Origin of the sequence: Roseobacter sp. AzwK-3b (assembly GCF_000170875.1) — a bacterium.
Taxonomy (GTDB): Bacteria; Pseudomonadota; Alphaproteobacteria; order Rhodobacterales; family Rhodobacteraceae; genus Roseovarius; species Roseovarius litoreus.
The window spans coordinates 24,457-40,340 of sequence record NZ_ABCR01000012.1; the positions used below are offsets into that span (position 1 = coordinate 24,457).

General features: G+C 53.2%; 13 protein-coding genes and 2 pseudogenes. 2 read left to right on the forward strand and 13 right to left on the reverse strand.

Annotation, left to right across the window (positions count from 1 at the left end):
- Nucleotides 1–161: 161 nt before the first annotated feature.
- Together RAZWK3B_RS17190 and RAZWK3B_RS17195 are read left to right on the forward strand one after the other, a co-directional pair.
- Nucleotides 162–1,099 (forward strand): annotated as a pseudogene (locus RAZWK3B_RS17190) (IS1380 family transposase); the annotation flags it as partial.
- 85 nt (nt 1,100–1,184) lie between these two features.
- The gene (locus RAZWK3B_RS17195; RefSeq protein ID WP_007817394.1) at nt 1,185–1,367 is read left to right on the forward strand and encodes a transposase; all 183 of its coding nucleotides are present in this window, start codon (nt 1,185–1,187) and stop codon (nt 1,365–1,367) included.
- Nucleotides 1,368–1,699: 332 nt separating this feature from the next.
- On the opposite strand, the gene RAZWK3B_RS17200 is transcribed toward RAZWK3B_RS17195, so the two are convergent.
- From RAZWK3B_RS17200 to RAZWK3B_RS22015, 13 genes and pseudogenes are all read right to left on the reverse strand, one after another.
- The gene (locus RAZWK3B_RS17200; RefSeq protein WP_007817395.1) at nt 1,700–2,902 is read right to left on the reverse strand and encodes a glycosyltransferase; all 1,203 of its coding nucleotides are present in this window, start codon (nt 2,900–2,902) and stop codon (nt 1,700–1,702) included.
- Nucleotides 2,902–4,404 (reverse strand): oligosaccharide repeat unit polymerase, encoded by a 1,503-nt coding sequence (locus tag RAZWK3B_RS17205; protein ID WP_050774269.1) that lies wholly within the window; start codon nt 4,402–4,404, stop codon nt 2,902–2,904. Before RAZWK3B_RS17205 ends, RAZWK3B_RS17200 begins: the two co-directional genes overlap by 1 nt.
- Nucleotides 4,401–5,336, reverse strand: coding sequence for a sulfotransferase family protein (locus RAZWK3B_RS17210; RefSeq protein ID WP_037296177.1), 936 nt, complete (start codon nt 5,334–5,336; stop codon nt 4,401–4,403). The genes RAZWK3B_RS17205 and RAZWK3B_RS17210 overlap by 4 nt, the downstream gene beginning before the upstream one ends.
- Nucleotides 5,333–6,490 carry a glycosyltransferase gene (locus RAZWK3B_RS17215; protein WP_007817399.1) on the reverse strand — a complete coding sequence of 386 codons (1,158 nt, stop codon included), beginning with the start codon at nt 6,488–6,490 and terminating at the stop codon, nt 5,333–5,335. The genes RAZWK3B_RS17210 and RAZWK3B_RS17215 overlap by 4 nt, the downstream gene beginning before the upstream one ends.
- On the reverse strand, nt 6,490–7,632 hold the full coding sequence (locus RAZWK3B_RS17220; RefSeq protein ID WP_007817401.1) for a glycosyltransferase family 4 protein: 1,143 nt from the start codon (nt 7,630–7,632) through the stop codon (nt 6,490–6,492). Before RAZWK3B_RS17220 ends, RAZWK3B_RS17215 begins: the two co-directional genes overlap by 1 nt.
- Nucleotides 7,629–8,747 (reverse strand): glycosyltransferase, encoded by a 1,119-nt coding sequence (locus RAZWK3B_RS17225; protein WP_083799228.1) that lies wholly within the window; start codon nt 8,745–8,747, stop codon nt 7,629–7,631. The genes RAZWK3B_RS17220 and RAZWK3B_RS17225 overlap by 4 nt, the downstream gene beginning before the upstream one ends.
- Before the next feature lie 58 nt (nt 8,748–8,805).
- Nucleotides 8,806–9,729, reverse strand: coding sequence for an FkbM family methyltransferase (locus tag RAZWK3B_RS20705; RefSeq protein ID WP_083799230.1), 924 nt, complete (start codon nt 9,727–9,729; stop codon nt 8,806–8,808).
- Nucleotides 9,722–10,654 (reverse strand): glycosyltransferase family protein, encoded by a 933-nt coding sequence (locus RAZWK3B_RS21270; protein ID WP_157132298.1) that lies wholly within the window; start codon nt 10,652–10,654, stop codon nt 9,722–9,724. The genes RAZWK3B_RS20705 and RAZWK3B_RS21270 overlap by 8 nt, the downstream gene beginning before the upstream one ends.
- A gap of 56 nt (nt 10,655–10,710) precedes the next feature.
- Nucleotides 10,711–11,664 (reverse strand): UDP-glucuronic acid decarboxylase family protein, encoded by a 954-nt coding sequence (locus RAZWK3B_RS17235; protein WP_037296179.1) that lies wholly within the window; start codon nt 11,662–11,664, stop codon nt 10,711–10,713.
- Nucleotides 11,661–12,458, reverse strand: coding sequence for a class I SAM-dependent methyltransferase (locus tag RAZWK3B_RS17240; protein WP_083799233.1), 798 nt, complete (start codon nt 12,456–12,458; stop codon nt 11,661–11,663). The genes RAZWK3B_RS17235 and RAZWK3B_RS17240 overlap by 4 nt, the downstream gene beginning before the upstream one ends.
- Entirely contained in the window at nt 12,455–13,147 is a 693-nt protein-coding gene (locus tag RAZWK3B_RS20710; protein ID WP_157132299.1) for a class I SAM-dependent methyltransferase, read from the reverse strand. Before RAZWK3B_RS20710 ends, RAZWK3B_RS17240 begins: the two co-directional genes overlap by 4 nt.
- A gap of 54 nt (nt 13,148–13,201) precedes the next feature.
- Entirely contained in the window at nt 13,202–14,656 is a 1,455-nt protein-coding gene (locus RAZWK3B_RS17245; RefSeq protein WP_037296184.1) for a lipopolysaccharide biosynthesis protein, read from the reverse strand.
- A 2-nt stretch (nt 14,657–14,658) separates the two neighbouring features.
- A pseudogene (locus tag RAZWK3B_RS22015) lies at nt 14,659–15,831 on the reverse strand (nucleotide sugar dehydrogenase); the annotation flags it as partial.
- Between the last annotated feature and the right edge of the window lie 53 nt (nt 15,832–15,884).

Genomic DNA, 15,884 nt, shown 5'->3' on the forward strand with positions numbered 1-15,884 from the left:
AGCCTCGAATGGTATCATCACCTAAGCAGAGAAACTCAGCGATGGCCTGCTAGCCCGGATAATTCAGGAAGATGTGGCGAGGATGGCGTAAAATTTTGAAAGCAGGTATTTTTCGGTTGTCGAAGCCAGAAATTCCAGTTTCAAAGGCAGGCCCCCTCACAATGGCTCACTCTACCTCCACCAAACCCGCTTTGTCACCTGTGAATGGCAGGCCTGTCCTGCTCAATTTTGACGGCGCGGATAAGAGCTCCGATGCCGGTCTGACGCTCTTGGGGGAGGTCAAACGCCGGGCCAATCTGGCGGGTTTGGTCGCAAAGTGCCTCCCGGATCCGCGTGAACCCGGCAAGGAGCGGCACAGCCTGGAAGACATCATCCCGTTCCGGATCATGATGATCGCGGCTGGGTATGAGGACGGCAAAGACGCGGATGATTTGCGCGACGAGCCGTCGTTCAAGCTCACTCTCGAGCGTGCCCGTGAGACCGGCGCTGTGCTCACAGCCCACGATCTCGCGGATGGAAAACCTGGCCGACAGGCGGGCGCTTATCCGGATGGCGCATGAGATGGTGCGGTTTTATTGCGCCTCGTTTGCACGCACGCCCCGACAGATCGTGCTGGATATCGACGATACCTTTTATACCGTCCATGGCCACCAGCAGCTGCGCCTGTTCAATGCGCATTATGATGAATACGGTTTCCAGCCGATCGTGGTCTTTGACGGCGATGGGCGTCTTGTCGGCGCAGTGCTGCGCCCGGCGCGCCGCCCACATCCGGCGTCTGATCCGCCGCGACTGGCCCGCGACCGCGATCCTGCTGCGCGCTGACAGCCACGACGGCACCTCGGAAGTTCTGGACCTGTGTGACAGCCTCAGGCTGCATCACGTGTTTGGCCTGTCTAAAAATGTGCGCCTGCGGGAGCATGTGAAAACCCTAGAGGCTTCCACGGCAGACCGCTACGCGCGAAAGGGTCAGAAACTGCGCCGGTTCAAATCCTTGTCTTATGCAGCACGGTCCTGGTCCACAGACCGTCGTGTCATCGCCCGGGTCGAAGTCGGCCCCATGGGACGCGACACCCGCTTCATCGTGACCAATCTGATGGGCCGTAACCGTTGTTCTGGCCCCACCTTTCCTGTGAGCGTTTGATCTGCGATTCCGTGCGTCATGGAATTAAGTAGGGATTTTCTCCATGGAGCACTCAACGGAGTTTCTCGCAGACGTTGATGAGATTGTTGGGCCGCGTGGTCAGCGGCGGTGGCCGGATGCGTTGAAAGCCCGGATTGTAGCTGAGGCGCTGGTGGAAGGCGCGACGGTGAACGAGGTGGCCCGCCACCCCCAACATGACGCAGACATCGCGCCCCGCTCCGACTGAAAAAGAAACCCAAAAGCCAGAGATGACAACGCGTCCACCGTGAAAACCCGGACGCCGATTGTGCTCACGCTCGTCATCGCATGCCCGCGCAAAACAGCAGCTTACCTCCAATGAAACCTGTGTCGTGAGTTATCCGGGCTAGGACTTCCCGTCATCAAGGAGGAATTTTGCATCGACGCGCCGTGGAACGTTTTGGTCTTCAAGATAACTGTGCACGCACGCGAAAGGCTTTTCTCTCTCCGACGGGGAAAGAAAACCGGGGCTGATCATGCCTTCGCAACAGTCGATACCACCGGAGATGTCAATTCAAAAAAAACGCGGTTTCTCAACTACTAAAAGGAGAAATGCAATTCTCTTCGGCGCACATCGTCGACAAAACACTGCCAGAATTTGTGTCTCCTTTGATCGAGTACGGTAGTCTGGTAACCCAGCGCTTCATTCCAGTTTCGACCTGCCCGGTGCTCCATCCATTCACGATCAGTGAGCCTTCTCCTCAAAAGATTGGCCAAACCCAACTTATCTCCAGGCTCTATCAGATCTATTCTCTCCAGAAGCTCTGGAATGCCAGCGGTAGTGGAGGCGATGCAGGGGCATCCACGGCTCATCGCCTCAATCAGTGCCCTTGGCAGGCCTTCTTTGAGCGAAGGCTGTAGGTAAAGATCGACGTTATCGAGCCAGCGTAGCACCGCCTCGCCCGCAGGAAGGGTGCCCTCGAACACCACAAGGTCGGACAGACCCAGCCTTTCTGCTTCAGACTTCCAAGGGGCCGGATCTCCCCCCCCGAGAATATGGAGCTTAAGCCGCGGCAGATCGTACCGCGCATCTGCCAGTGCCGCGAGAGTTGTCTGGATGCCTTTGAAACGTCCCTTGAGCGTGCCAATCAGACCAAGCCGGACCGGACGCTGGCTTAGAGTCTCAATACGCTCCAGCCGTGCGGTCAGAGCAGTTACGGGGACATCATGAAGCATGACATTGGACGCCGAGCAAGTATTTGCTGCTTGTGTTGGATATTGCTTTTGGAGGTAGGAGCGTGTGACATAGAGGGCATGCTCTGCACGCGCAACGGTGCGTTGCATGCGCCACCAAGCAACCGTTGCGTAAGCCTTGCCCGTGAGTGAGCCATAATTCCAAAGACCGTCCCAGGGACAGCCCGCAATCTCGACAGCCCAAGGCTTGCCAAGGACCCGTGCTGATTGAACAGCTAGCAGTCCGATCTCACTGGGGAGACGCGCAATCACCGCATCATGCCGGGCCACCAATTCCTGCATACGGCGTAGGGCCGCAGGACGATCTAGGGTCAACCCTCGAAGGCGTGACAGGTTTGAAAACAATTCGAAATCTACATGAGGTGCCGACGATAACTCGAGTTGCTGCACAGACTTACCCGGCGGCATACTTCCTCGCCGGGCCGCGACGGTGATGGTATCGAAATGGGCAAGGTAGCGTTTCCAAAGGGCAGCTTCAAACTGGCTTTCGGACCACACCTTTTCTCTTGATAGGATAAACCTATGGTCATGGGCGAAAATGGCTTTCATCATCTCATCTTAAGGCGGTTTAGGAAAAGATATGTTAGATAAAGCAAGGTCATCGACTGTAGGGTCGGGACCATGCCAGTCGTACTTGGCGTGCTAAACTGGAAAACAAATATGAGAAGTGCAACAATCACATAGGGATTTTGTGGTTGCCGCATAACCCATCGCGTTACGGCCCCGCAAAGTATGCCATAAAGCAGAAACACGATCACAACGCCTGGGTAGCTGAAGTTCCAGTAAGCCTCCGGAGCGCCATTAACAGGAGTGCCGCCGCCGCTATAGCCCTCCATGGTCTCTCGATCTCCGAAAAGCAGAGCCTTAGCGTGGGCACCTGCGCCACGGGGTTTATCGCGCCAGATGGAGCGAGGGACCCAGAAAGCTGCCGCGGCGACGTAGGTAGTTCCAAGAAGATGTTGGGCATGATCAGGCACCAGCGCTGCTATCGCCAACCCCGTGCCATGACGACGGTTTTCCAGTTCCTCTTGAGACATTTCCCAAGCCGAAGCCAAGTCAAAATCCATTAGAGCGGTGAAGTCAATTTGTCCACTCTGACCGCTGCGCCGAACTTCTCCTAGCACGCCGAGCGAAAGGACCGCTACGAGTCCCAGCAGAACTGCCCTCGTGGTCGGAATTCGGCGGTTGTGGTAGATCCAGACTGCAAGAAGCAGCGCAAATGATGCAAACAAGTCGGAACGGCTGCCCGTCACGATGATCTGTGTAACTGCGCTTAGCACAAACGCACCTATGAAAAGCGGGTTGCGGATTGCAGTCGGCCTAAAGGCATACCACAACAAGAGCAGGAAGGGCAGGAAGTTATTAAACACGAGAAAATGCCCGCTGAGTTGCCGCATGCGGAAACGTCCACCGCCAAGTGTCGACATGTGCGCTATCAGTCCACCTTGTAACTGCAGAAAAGCGAAGACGACCAAAAACATCACGATGAAAAGCAGCGCGATGCGCGCGCCGTCGATACGTATCGGCCGCTGCTCGCGGTGCGGGTACCGTCGCAGCATAATGGAAAAACCGGCATAGGTGCAGATTAGTGCCAACAGATTAATCAGGTTGAGCTTCAGTTGCGCCTCGAGGATTCGAGTCTCGGGCCAGCCGACAAGAAGCATATGGTCTGGCACGCCTTGGACTTGGTACCAAGCTGTAATTGGGGTCAGCAATTGATCCGGGCTGCGCACGATACCAAAGCTAACGGACATAACTGTTGGCAAGATAAGTGGGTGCAGCCAACCGATGGAGGTGCCGGCGAAGCGTTTTAACAAAAAGGGATAAAGGATCAGCAGCTCGATCATGAACTGGAAAAACGCGATCGTCAGTGCATAGAAGACATCGATGCTGGCTTGTGCGGAAAGGACAGCGAGCGTGGGTACAAAGCGCCAAAACACAAAATAAATGACAACAACCAAACGCATCACGTCCGAGATCGGTACGAAAGGATTGTTCCGCACCGATTCAGTGAAAGTAAAGGACTGGGATCGGAAAGTTACGTCGCTCACGGAGTTTGCACCGGGACGGGCTTGGTGATCGACCACGCCGTTAGGTCCAGACCGGTGACTGCGGCAAGGCGGGCATTGTCTTCTTCATATTGGGTGCGTAGGTGTTCCAGAGCTGCACGGTCCTCAGGGGATGTTTCGGCTGCGTCTTGAAATTGAAGAGCACCATAGCCCCGCTTCAGCACCGTGCGGAATGCCTGTGGCGGACGCAAACGCTTATTCAGAGACCGCACGGTGTTCTGCACTCGCGGAAACCGGACCCGCTCGGTACGGTTGCGGGCGGCATTCTCGATCCGTGGCAACCTCGCCGGATCAAGCCCGAGCCATGCAACAATTCCTGCGACCGCGCCCTGAGGGTCCCTGATCATATCCTCCATCACAAGCAATCGTACTCGATCCGGTCCAACTGCCGAGAGCCAAGGGGCAACATGCTCATGATACCGGCTGTAATGGAGATCGTTCTGCAGGACATAGGCACTTCCAGGATGGGTGCACCAGTCGGGCATCAGCGGGCGGCCCTCTCGAACAAGGTCGAGGTAGCGTGCAAAATCGAGGCCGGGTTTCAGCCGCGCGAGATTGTTTGCCGTGTATTGGAACGAACTGTACACGCGTGTGGCAGGCTCGCGCAGCACGATGATCACACGTGCTTGCGACATCGCGGTGATCGCATCCCGTGCAACGGGGTCGAACAGATAATGCGTGGTGCCCTCCATCCGGATCGGCGCTGTGGCGTCCTCGCGCGCGAAGAGGCTGCCCCAAGCGTCGGTTCCGTCAGCTGCGAAGCTTGGACGGCGCGCCAGTGGGTGGGCTGGATCGATCAGGAAAAAGGGCTCTTTAACTCGAGTGCCCTGAATGTTTGGATGCTGGCACAGCCAATCGAAAAGAGAACTGGTGCCGCATTTTGGCGCACCGACTATGAATAGGTTTGGCGTCATGTTCGCCGCGCTCTCGCCGCAATGGCTCGGAAATGCGCTGCATAGGCGGCCCCTACCTTCTCGGCCGAAAAATCCTGTGCGCGCACCTTGCCTGCCTCACCCAAGCGCCGCCTCAGCGCCGGATCGTCGATCAGGCGTTGCAGGGACTCCGCCAGCGCTTCGGGCTGGTCGACAGGTACCAACAATCCAGTTTCGCCATCCGCGATTATCTCGGCTGGGCCATGCGGGCAGTCGGTCGAGACGACAGGTGTGCCCATGGCCATCGCCTCGACCAGAACGTTGCCAAACCCTTCCCAGCGTGATGACAGAACAAAGATATCGGCTGCGCGCATGTAGCTGAACGGGTCGCGCTGAAAGCCCAGAAAGGTCACCCTTTCCGCCAGCCCCAATTCCATGACCATGACCTGGAGGCGCTCACGCAATTCCCCTTCACCAAGAATTTTCAGACGCAGTTTGGCTCCTTTCAGCAAGGCAAACGCCCGCAGTAGAGTGGGATAGTCTTTTTGTTTTGTGAGCCTCCCGCAGGCCAAAATCGTGCATACGCTGGTGCTGCCGGACCGGCTCTGCGAAAGCGCAGTCGCCACCTGCGCCGGAAGCGGTAGACCAACATTCGGTACCACCTCTACCCGGTCGCGCAGCGCAGGCACGATCCGGCGCAGTTCTTCTGCTACGCCAAAAGAAAGGGCGATAGCCGCGTCGAAGGCTGGAAAGCTGCGACGGATTAGTGCCAGTTCGATCCGTTCGCGAATCCTGGCGTCCTGTTCATGCGATACGCTCAGTGAATTCTGGATCGAAAGCACCTTCGCAGGCTTGTGTTGGGCTTTCTGTACCGCAGCCAATGCCGCGATCCCGGGCCCGGCCATCACGGCGCATAACACATCAGGTTTCCGCACATCCATCAGGCGAGCCAAAGGGGCTCGCGCCCGAATCAGTCGCAGCGTCGAGGAATTGATCCGGCCGGTATTTAGGATGATCTCGGTCGCGCCTTCGGGAAGGAACTCGGCATAGCTTCCAGGGCCGCGTGCGACGGCATAGACCGGCGTTATCCCGGCGGCCAGCAGGCCTGGTGCTAACCGGACTGCGTTCATCTCCGCACCGCCCCCGCCAAGCTGTGGCAGAAAAAACATCACTTCAAATCGATCAGACACAATCATCACTCCATCCTCGTTCCACCGAGGCGGTCATAAAGATCATGCCAGCTCTGCGCCACCCGTTGTGTCGAAAATCGCGCCAGTGCCGCTTCTCGGCCGCGCTGGCCCATGGCCGCGCGCTTTTTCGAGTCAGTGCTGAGATCACGCAGGGCGGCTGCGAGGCCGGCCCAGTCATCCATCCCCACGACGATTCCCGCCCCCGTCGACTCCAGCATTTCGCGGGCGGAACATACATCGACCGACACCACCGGCGTGCCGCATGCCATCGCCTCTATCATGCAGCGCGCCAGCCCTTCGCGCCGCGAGGCCACCAGCACTATGTCCAGCGCTGCCATCCAGTCGGCTACATCGCTGCGAAATCCATGAAAAACGACGCGGTCCTCCAGCCCCAGCGCGGCGACCATATCTGCGCAGACTTGGGCGTAAGACTCTGTATGCGGCTTGAAATCACCTACCAAGTGTAGCCGCACGTGGAGGTCTGCCAGCTGTGGCAGCACGTCGCGTATCACCTCCAACTGTCGCTTCTTGTCGAACACCCCCGCTACCATACCCACGGCGCATTCTTCGGCTCCGATCCCCAGACAGGCACGCGAAGCCGCACGGTGGTTAGGGTCGGGCGGGTGGAAAGCATCAAGGTCGACAATGCTGTTGATTGTATGCCGCCGTGCGGCGGGAACTGGCAGTCGATCCCCGACACGCTGAGCCATGTCATCTGAAAGGGTGATCAGCGCATCGAGCCGCTGGGCTATTCGGTGCCAGGACGCGCTATAGCGATCACTTTCGGGCTTGGTGTCGCGCAATGTCAAGGCAAGCGGTACGCGCCTCAACCGCGCGGCGTACAGCAGGATCTGCACGCCGCGAATGTCATTTCCATGGAGGATGTTAGCGCTTAGCGCCAGTGCTCGCGTGGCAGCGAGGCTCAGTTGCGCGCTTCGCGCGATCCTTCCGGCGCCCTCGTCAAAGGCAAAGTTCAACACCCGCGCGCCCCCGGCACGCCACCGTGCGTTCCGCGGCGTCTCGCGGTTGGTCAACAACGTCCAGCGGAAATCATCCGCCAGCGCCTCAAAAATATGCGTGGCACTTTCCATGCCACCGTTGGAGCCGCGATCAGTCTGATAAGCGGCAAAAAGAATGTGTGGGGTCATTTGGTATCCTTGGGCACGATTCCGTCCAGCACCCGCCGTGCGCGCTTTTCCCAAGTATACTCCGCCTCCAGCAGGTCGCGGCCCGCCGAACCAATACGTGCACTTAATTCCGGATCAGCCGTCAATCGCCGCAGCGCAGAAGCGTAGGCATCAGTATCACCTGGCGGGCATAAGAGCGCTGTCTCGCCATCGCTAACCACCTCTCGCAGAACGGGCAGGTCGGCAGTAACCACGGGGCGTTCGGCAGCCATGTACTCAAACAGCTTGAGTGGCGACATCCAGCGCCCGATATCCCCACTTCCAGAATGGCTGACTTTCGCGGCATAGGGCGCTATGAGGATGTCACAGTCTGCCATCCGCTCGGCCACCTGCTCATGGGGGATGTGACCATGTAGGATCAGGTTGTCCTGTCCTGCGCAGGCGGCGCGCCAGCGGGTGAGATCAGCGTCGGTGCCACCATGAACGTCAAAGCGAAGGTCTGGGAACAGCGGAGCGAGTAACGCTATCGTCTCCATACCCTTGCCAGGGTAGAGATGCCCGAAATAGCCCACCCGCAGAGGTCCGTCATGCGCCGCTGGCGGGCCGGGCCGAAATCCAGGCTCGGCTCCGTCATGGGCCACAACGATGTCACAGCCCGGATGGGGTAAGCCATATTCCAACACCAGATCATCGGCAAGCGTCTGAGAGATGGTGACGATCCTGCGCAGGTGAGGGTGTGACCAAGCAAAACCCACTGTTTTGTGATCTTTGCTGTCGGTACGAGGAACGGCATGCAATTCAAGAATGGTCGAAAGCCCATTTTCCATTGCGAGTTTAGCAAAAACTGGAGACCTAGTGTATGCAACATCCAAACGGCCTAGTTTAATTGATAACAAAATTACCAACTTGTAGATAAAAAAGGTAAGCCGCCGTGCGGGCATAACAGGAATCGGAATAAATGACAGCCTAAAATTAGGGCGGCCTACAAATCTCAGAAAATCTACTATCGGATAAAGAAATACACCTATTGAGCTCTTGCAAACACGATTTACAGCACCAAACATTGCAGCCTGCTGAATTGCGTTTGCTTTTCGCGATCCGATTTTAGAGAAAGCCATAAACAGTACTTTACACATCTATTCGCACTTCCTCACCTGAGCGATGAAAATCCAGTTCATCTAGAGCAGCGCCCTATTAAGGCCTTAGGATTGCTGCGAGACGGCGAAAAACACTACTTCTGTTTAAGATAAGTCTGTTGCGTTGTAGCGAAAAAGGGAAGATCCAATCACTAGGTGCAAGCTTCAATCTACCCAAATCTTGCCAGAAACAAAAAACGTCACTTTCAACGGGCTCAAGATACCTCATCGGAACGTAAATTATATTATATTGATTCCGATATTCACAATCCCGGGCTATGGGAACAAATTTATGTTTTCTTAGATACAAATCAATTTCATGAGCCTTGGTTTGATTTTGCCAAAATGAAACGGACTCCACTTCTACTTTGATTATCTTGCATCTTCCACCCTGCAAAATTTTACTTGCCCCACGCAACACGCGAGATGTAGCTCCTTCCACGTCGATCCAAAGTCCAACAGAATTGCGCTCTGGTAAATATTGTGCAGCAATAGAATCAAGAGTTCTTGCTTCGCATGTAACTTCTTCGGTAGCGCCCTCGGTACGCGGCAACAGAGAACCTTTTGTTGATGAGTTGCTTTTTCCTTTGGGCACTTTCAGTGCTACTTGCCCGGCTGTTGTGTCCAGCGCAAAATTTAATGCCATTACTCCATACTTTTGAAGTTGGAGTGTCTTTTGTCTAAAAACATACGGATTCGCTTCTATTGCTATGGCAGATTTTTTAAGTTCTGTCACAGCTCTGAAAGATGCAGTGCCTTCATGTGCGCCGCACTCCACCAGTACATCAATATCAAGCTTCTCGATCAGCCGAAAATAAAGATTGTCAAGGCACTTGGCCGTTTTCAAGCCAAATATCAGTCGATAACGCGTACCGTGCTTTGGTGCATTCGACGCTGTTGCAATCGCGGACAAGGCGTTCAGTTGGGATAAATCATGTTGGTTGAGTTCACGCTCAACAACGTGAGGGTTATTGTCAGTCATGCCTCTTTAACTCCAACTTAGGTGTTTGGACAGGAGTTGACGGCGAAATTAAATGAGGAATAATCCGCCAATTAAGCTTTCCATCCATTGCTGATCGCACAATTCTCTTGCCCCAGTCACGAAGTGAGTTTGTGTAATTGTATGGCGCAAGCCAATAACTGTTTGCCGGCCTACACCACTCCTCCATGTAGGGTAATGTCTTAATATCTCTGGCTTTAAGGCTGATAATCTCATCTGGTGAAATGGTGCGAATGAATTTAACGTTTGAGGTTTTACGAATTGTGCCGAGCGGTGCAATTTTGGTCTTTTTTTTATTTCGGTAGAATATAGGCCAGGGCACAAATGCACACACTGGATCTCTAAATACATATCCTTTGAAGCCAAGTTGTACTGCCAATGCACTATGAGCTCGTTCAGATTCTTGGAAAATGAAACCTGAGCTGATCGCGCGTTTGACGTGTATTAAACCAGTGTCAGAAACTTGCAGGTTTTGAGATCGATACACATTTGCTACGTCACAAATCTTTGGTTCATTTTTAACATCTAGATATTTACGAAAGGTCAAATTTATGTGGAGACCATGCTTGATCATATCAAGTATTCCGCAGGCCTTAAGTATATCATCCGTTGCGGGTCTCACAATTTGCATATCATCTTGAAACAAATTCATGAACTGATACCCGCGACGTCCAGCTATTGCCAAAGCTTCGTTCATATTTTGGTAAAGCCCGCCATGGCGATGCGACGCACCATATGCGGTCATTACCTCAATCCCATCCTGCTTACGGAAGTCGTCCAATATCTTGATCTGGTCCGGATCGGTACTAGCGTCATCGATGATGAGCAGGTTGAATTCAGGAGCACATTCCTGATGTGATCTGACAAAGTTTTTGAGGTAGTTAGGTCTATTAAATGTGAAAACCACACTCAACACATTAGTGGGCGACACAGTTGTTAGAGGATTCGACACGATATGAAGCCTTATATCTGCGCACGGAAATAGTCAACTGTTCGCTCCAGCCCCTCCTGCAAGGCGACTTTCGGCTCCCATCCCAGCTTGTTCCGGGCAAGATCGATATCGGGGCATCGCTGCATAGGGTCGTCCTGTGGAAGCGGTTGAAAGGTGAGAGTCGAGCGAGATCCGGTCAGCGCGATCACCGCCTCAGCCAATTCGCGGATGGTGAACTCGCCCGGGTTGCCCAAGTTAACCGGCCCGGTAAAGCCCACGGGGCTGTCCATCAGCGCCAGGAACCCATCGATCAGGTCATCGACATAACAGAACGACCGGGTTTGAGCGCCGTCGCCATAGATGGTGACGTCTTCGCCACGAAGCGCCTGCACGATGAAATTCGAAACCACTCGCCCGTCATTGGCGTGCATCCGCGGCCCGTAGGTATTGAAGATCCGCGCTACCTTGATATCCAGTCCCATTTGCCCGTGATAATCAAAGAATAGCGTCTCAGCACATCGTTTGCCTTCGTCATAGCATGACCGGGGACCAATTGGGTTTACGTTCCCCCAGTAATCCTCGCGCTGTGGATGTACCGACGGATCGCCATAAACTTCAGAGGTCGAGGCCTGGAAAATTCGGCAGCCCAGCCTCTTGGCAAGCCCCAGCATGTTGATCGCCCCATGCACCGAGGTCTTGGTGGTCTGCACCGGGTCATGCTGATAATGGATTGGGGCGGCGGGACAGGCGAGGTTCCATATCTCGTCCACCTCCACGAACAGTGGAAAGGTCACGTCATGGCGCATAAACTCGAACTGCGGGTGGTTTTGTAGGTGATAAAGGTTCTCCTTTCTGCCAGTGAAAAGGTTGTCTACGCACAGCACCTCGTCCCCCCGCTCCAGCAGCCGATCAATTAGATGAGAGCCAAGAAACCCCGCCCCACCAGTCACAAGAACGCGCTTACGGATGTTATATAGGCGTTTCATTGTGTCACCGAACCTCGCTTACTTGCTATACAGAACAGCCGTCCTGCATTTTCATCGCTATTGTGCCTTTTTTTGTGGAGATCAACGAGGTATCTGTTTATGCGTGGCGCGTCTATGCGCCAGTGGCTGTTCCAGAGCAACCTTGTCAGAAGCCTAAGCCACCAACCAGACATTTCGAAACCATAAATGACTTCAATGTCGAAATTCGGTTCAAGCGCATCACGTAGAGATTGAAACGAAAAGTGTTGGAAATGTTTCTCGGCCACAGTTTTTCCAATTGAAGGCACAGTAACAATCAGCTTTCCCTTATCCTCCATAACACCCGCGACGCCATCAAGAAATGATGGCAAGATCGCTGGATCAATATGTTCCAGAACCTCAATAGCCGATGCGATGTCAAACTTTCGGCCAGTTATATCCGACAGATCAGCACAAATCCATTCTGCCGCAGGGGTAAACATACGCGCCCAAGCCAGAGCGTGCTCATCATAATCAACCCCAGTCAATTGAATGTGTTTATGATTTATGTCCTTTGAAAGATAGTGTAAGAGAGCGCCATCTCCGCATCCTATGTCGATGTACGAAATGCTCCTTATAGGCTGCGAAGCCGCATTCGCATTTTCGATATAATCAGTTACTAACTCCAAGGCGGCTACGTATGACGCTGAAAATGTCCAAAAACGGGCTAACCGTGGGTTAACTCCTGGAGTAGGTATAAAATGATAAGGAAATGCGTATTGATCACTTTGTATAGTTTGGTCGCCCTTTGGTTGAAATTTTTGATAATTGGTCACTTTTCATCCTCACTTTTGTCCGCGGTAAACACATACCCGTGTGGTGCGAAGCGGGTAGGAAGTAAATAATCTAATACCAATGCCAATGGCCAAAGGAGAAAAGAAATAACGGAAATCGGCAAAGAAATAAATGTTAACAGTTTATTATCAGATCTAGAGGATCGAGACAAAAGGACGCAAATGGTTTCAAAAAGCCCACCTCTTTCTAAAATATTTACATTATTAAATGTCGAAAGAAGATACAAAATTTGGTGACGTGTGTATCGAAAGTGATCATTGGGTTCATCGTGAAGAGGGAATATAAATGGGGTTGATCCTATCAATCGGCCACCAGAGTTCAGAATTTCATGAAGATTTTCTATGGCTGACTTTGGCTGAAGAACGTGCTCTAGTACTTCGATGACCAGAACCACGTCAAAAGTCTCACTAAGATTCATGTCGCAAATATCTGCAACAATGTCGGGTTCACGGTTTGGGTCAATATCTAGCTCAATGATCTCAAATTGTTTTCTCCTCGCATATTGGCGAGCTAACTCTCCAAATTCACCACCTGAGCCAATTGATAAAAGACGACTACCAGGTTCAACCCTATCAAGTTCGTAATTTACGAAACGAGAAAGCCGCCAGCGAGTTTGCACCTTAGACAATATTAAGGGTAACTTTCGTAGCCAAGTAAATATAATCTTCATTTTCTTTATTCGCATTCGTTTAGGTTGGTGTTTACAGGGGATAATAGTGGAATTTTACGGATTATTTTTAATCAAAATATTTTTCAGTTTTACTAATCTCGCCAGAAGCGGTTCAACTGTTTCTTGATGGCGGAGAATGAAGATTGTCGAGCTATAAATCGCAACAAACGCCGTTGCTGGGACTACCGCGTTCACAAGGGGCGACATTGAAAGCGAAGATTGGAGGCCATAGGCGAAGGCCCAAGCTAATGTTCCAGCCAATAGGAAGGGAGACAAATGTCTTGCATATTTACTCCAGCTCGCCCCGCAAAGCAGCATCGATGCAGTGGTCATCGACACGAAGTGGATGACCAGTGCGCCAAAAACCCCGCATGCCACTCCCGTTAGTCCCCAGCGTGTTCCGATTAAAGCTCCCGTGGCGACCAACGCAGCGTAAAACAGATTAATCACTGCAAGGCGATACACAGTACCTTCCGCTAGGAGTAGGGCTCCAGAAACCTTATAGCCCAGCCGGAAAAACATACCGAGCGACAAGATTTTTAGAACTGGAACAGCATTCGCCCAGTCGGGGCCTAACAATATCCAGATAATTTCCTCCGCCAATAGCCACATCAGCGCTGAAATTGGAATAATTAGGAAAGCAGCGAATGCGTGCGCCATAAAAAAAGCGGCTACGGGACTTGATCGTTGGGTCTCTCGACGTTTCTTAGAAAAACCGCTGAATAGAGTTTCCTGAAAAATCGAACCAATAAGCTTGTTGGATAGCTCCATCAGGCTGTATGCTCGACTATAATACCCTAGGGCTGTGGGGCCCATCGTGGATGTTATAATGAGATTGTCCACGCGCTGCGCAGTATTTGACATGAGCTGTGCCAAGAATACCCCGCCACCGAAGCGCAGCATTGGCTTGACTTCGGAGAATGTCATTGAAAAGTTCGGCCAGACCGGAACCCGCCAGAAGACCAATACAGCGCGCATCAGTGTTTGCACAAATGTCCCTAGGATAATTGCCCAAAACCCAAACCCAAGCGCCGCCAAAGCTACGGCCACTGCGCCATAGCCGATCGCCTGGCTGGCAATTTCGGTCTTCGCAAGGAATTTGAATTCCATCTCTCGCGACAACAAGCTTGCCGACGGATTGATCGCTGCGGATAGAATAAAACTGGCCAGCATGACCGGCATAATCTGTACAAGTTCAGGTACGTTCATAGCACCACCAATCGGACCGACCAACGACCACAAAATTGTGCTAATGCTAAGTGCCGCGGATAGCATCAATGTCTGGGCAATTCCGATAATCCGCGGCGTGAGTGTCTCCGCCTGAATGAGGTAAGCGCCAATGCCAAAGCGGACGACGACTTGAGACAACGTCAGGATCACCTGCGAAGCTGCGACTATCCCAAAATCCTCTGGAGTAAGCAGGCGGGCTAGGACAATCACGACTCCCAGTGTGATCACCTGATTGCCCAGTTTGCCACCAAACATCCAAAAAGCTGCTCGAAGCATCATTTACTAACTAAGTCCAATCCATATTCGTGCTTTGCGTCTCCCGCATCAACCCAAGGGTCATGCACATCCACCTGCACGCCATAATCGAGCAATTCGGCCACCACGCAGGTCTGGGCAGTTTTCCTTTAACGCCAGCCCGAGGATCAACACACGCGCACCATCAAACTGAAGGCTTTGTTTCAGAATTGCCTTGACAAGTTGGTTTGCCACTTAAGCCACCATTCCGTCATTGATACGTCGCCCCGCCAAGATCGCCTGCGGATGATAGCCGATCGCCTCGGCCTTGTGGGTCAGGTAATAGGGGTCCACCCCGATGCAATGCCCACCGACGATGCCGGGCCGGAATTGCAGGATATCCACTTCGTCCGAGCCGCTTTTAGCACTGCGTCGGTGTCGATCTCCATCTTGTTGAAAATGATCGACAAATTGTTCACCAGCGCGATGTTCAGATCCCGTTGCGTGTTCTCGATCACCTTCGCGGCTTCAGCGATGCGAATGCTCTCGGCTTTGTAGGTGCCCGCAGTGATTATGCTCGCATAAAGCTGATCGACTTCTTCGGCGACTTCGGGCGTGGAGCCCAACGTCACCTTTTGGATATCGGGAAGCGGTTCTGCTTGTCGCCATCGTTAATCCGCTCGGGCGAGTATGTCGCGAAGAAGTTGGTGTTGAAGGTGAGCCACAGGGCTATCGCGTTTAGAAATCTGCGATGCCAGAGCGTGCTCAAAAGCAGAACGAAACTTGTGTTCTCGTCGCGCTCATTGGCCGCTGTAGCCGTTTTCGGTGCTCAGGTTGTCGTCCCAGACCCAAACGCGATTCCCCCGGAGAGACCCCAAAACGCGTTCCAGCACCGGGACGCAATCTGCTTCGGCCGCACTTGCATAGACGGTGCTCTCATAGATCACGATATCGCCGCGTTTGAGGACATGGCTTAGAGGTTCGAGGGCCTTGATTAGAGGGATCAAGTCCGGGCGCTTGTTCGCATCGATTGGCTTGGGCACCATTACCATGTAGACGAATGCCGCAGCCAGATCAGCCAGATCGGTATTAAAGGTCAGATGTTTCGCTACACACAGGTCATCTGCTGACACCTCCTGCGTGGCATGCTTACCGATGCGCAGTGCATCTATCCGTTCCACATTGATATCGAACCCGATCACAGAACCGGAATTTCCCAAACTCGACCGCGAGGGGGAGACCGACGTAGCCAAGGCCGATCACAGAAGTTGTT

What these genes read in the sequence shown, in the direction of transcription:
- RAZWK3B_RS17195 (WP_007817394.1), top strand. Translation starts at nt 1,185, where the DNA reads ATGGAGCACTCAACGGAGTTTCTCGCAGACGTTGATGAGATTGTTGGG.
- RAZWK3B_RS17200 (WP_007817395.1), bottom strand. Translation starts at nt 2,902, where the DNA reads ATGAAAGCCATTTTCGCCCATGACCATAGGTTTATCCTATCAAGAGAA.
- RAZWK3B_RS17210 (WP_037296177.1), bottom strand. Translation starts at nt 5,336, where the DNA reads ATGACGCCAAACCTATTCATAGTCGGTGCGCCAAAATGCGGCACCAGT.
- RAZWK3B_RS17215 (WP_007817399.1), bottom strand. Translation starts at nt 6,490, where the DNA reads ATGATTGTGTCTGATCGATTTGAAGTGATGTTTTTTCTGCCACAGCTT.
- RAZWK3B_RS17220 (WP_007817401.1), bottom strand. Translation starts at nt 7,632, where the DNA reads ATGACCCCACACATTCTTTTTGCCGCTTATCAGACTGATCGCGGCTCC.
- RAZWK3B_RS17225 (WP_083799228.1), bottom strand. Translation starts at nt 8,747, where the DNA reads ATGTGTAAAGTACTGTTTATGGCTTTCTCTAAAATCGGATCGCGAAAA.
- RAZWK3B_RS20705 (WP_083799230.1), bottom strand. Translation starts at nt 9,729, where the DNA reads ATGACTGACAATAACCCTCACGTTGTTGAGCGTGAACTCAACCAACAT.
- RAZWK3B_RS17235 (WP_037296179.1), bottom strand. Translation starts at nt 11,664, where the DNA reads ATGAAACGCCTATATAACATCCGTAAGCGCGTTCTTGTGACTGGTGGG.
- RAZWK3B_RS20710 (WP_157132299.1), bottom strand. Translation starts at nt 13,147, where the DNA reads ATGAAGATTATATTTACTTGGCTACGAAAGTTACCCTTAATATTGTCT.
- RAZWK3B_RS17245 (WP_037296184.1), bottom strand. Translation starts at nt 14,656, where the DNA reads ATGATGCTTCGAGCAGCTTTTTGGATGTTTGGTGGCAAACTGGGCAAT.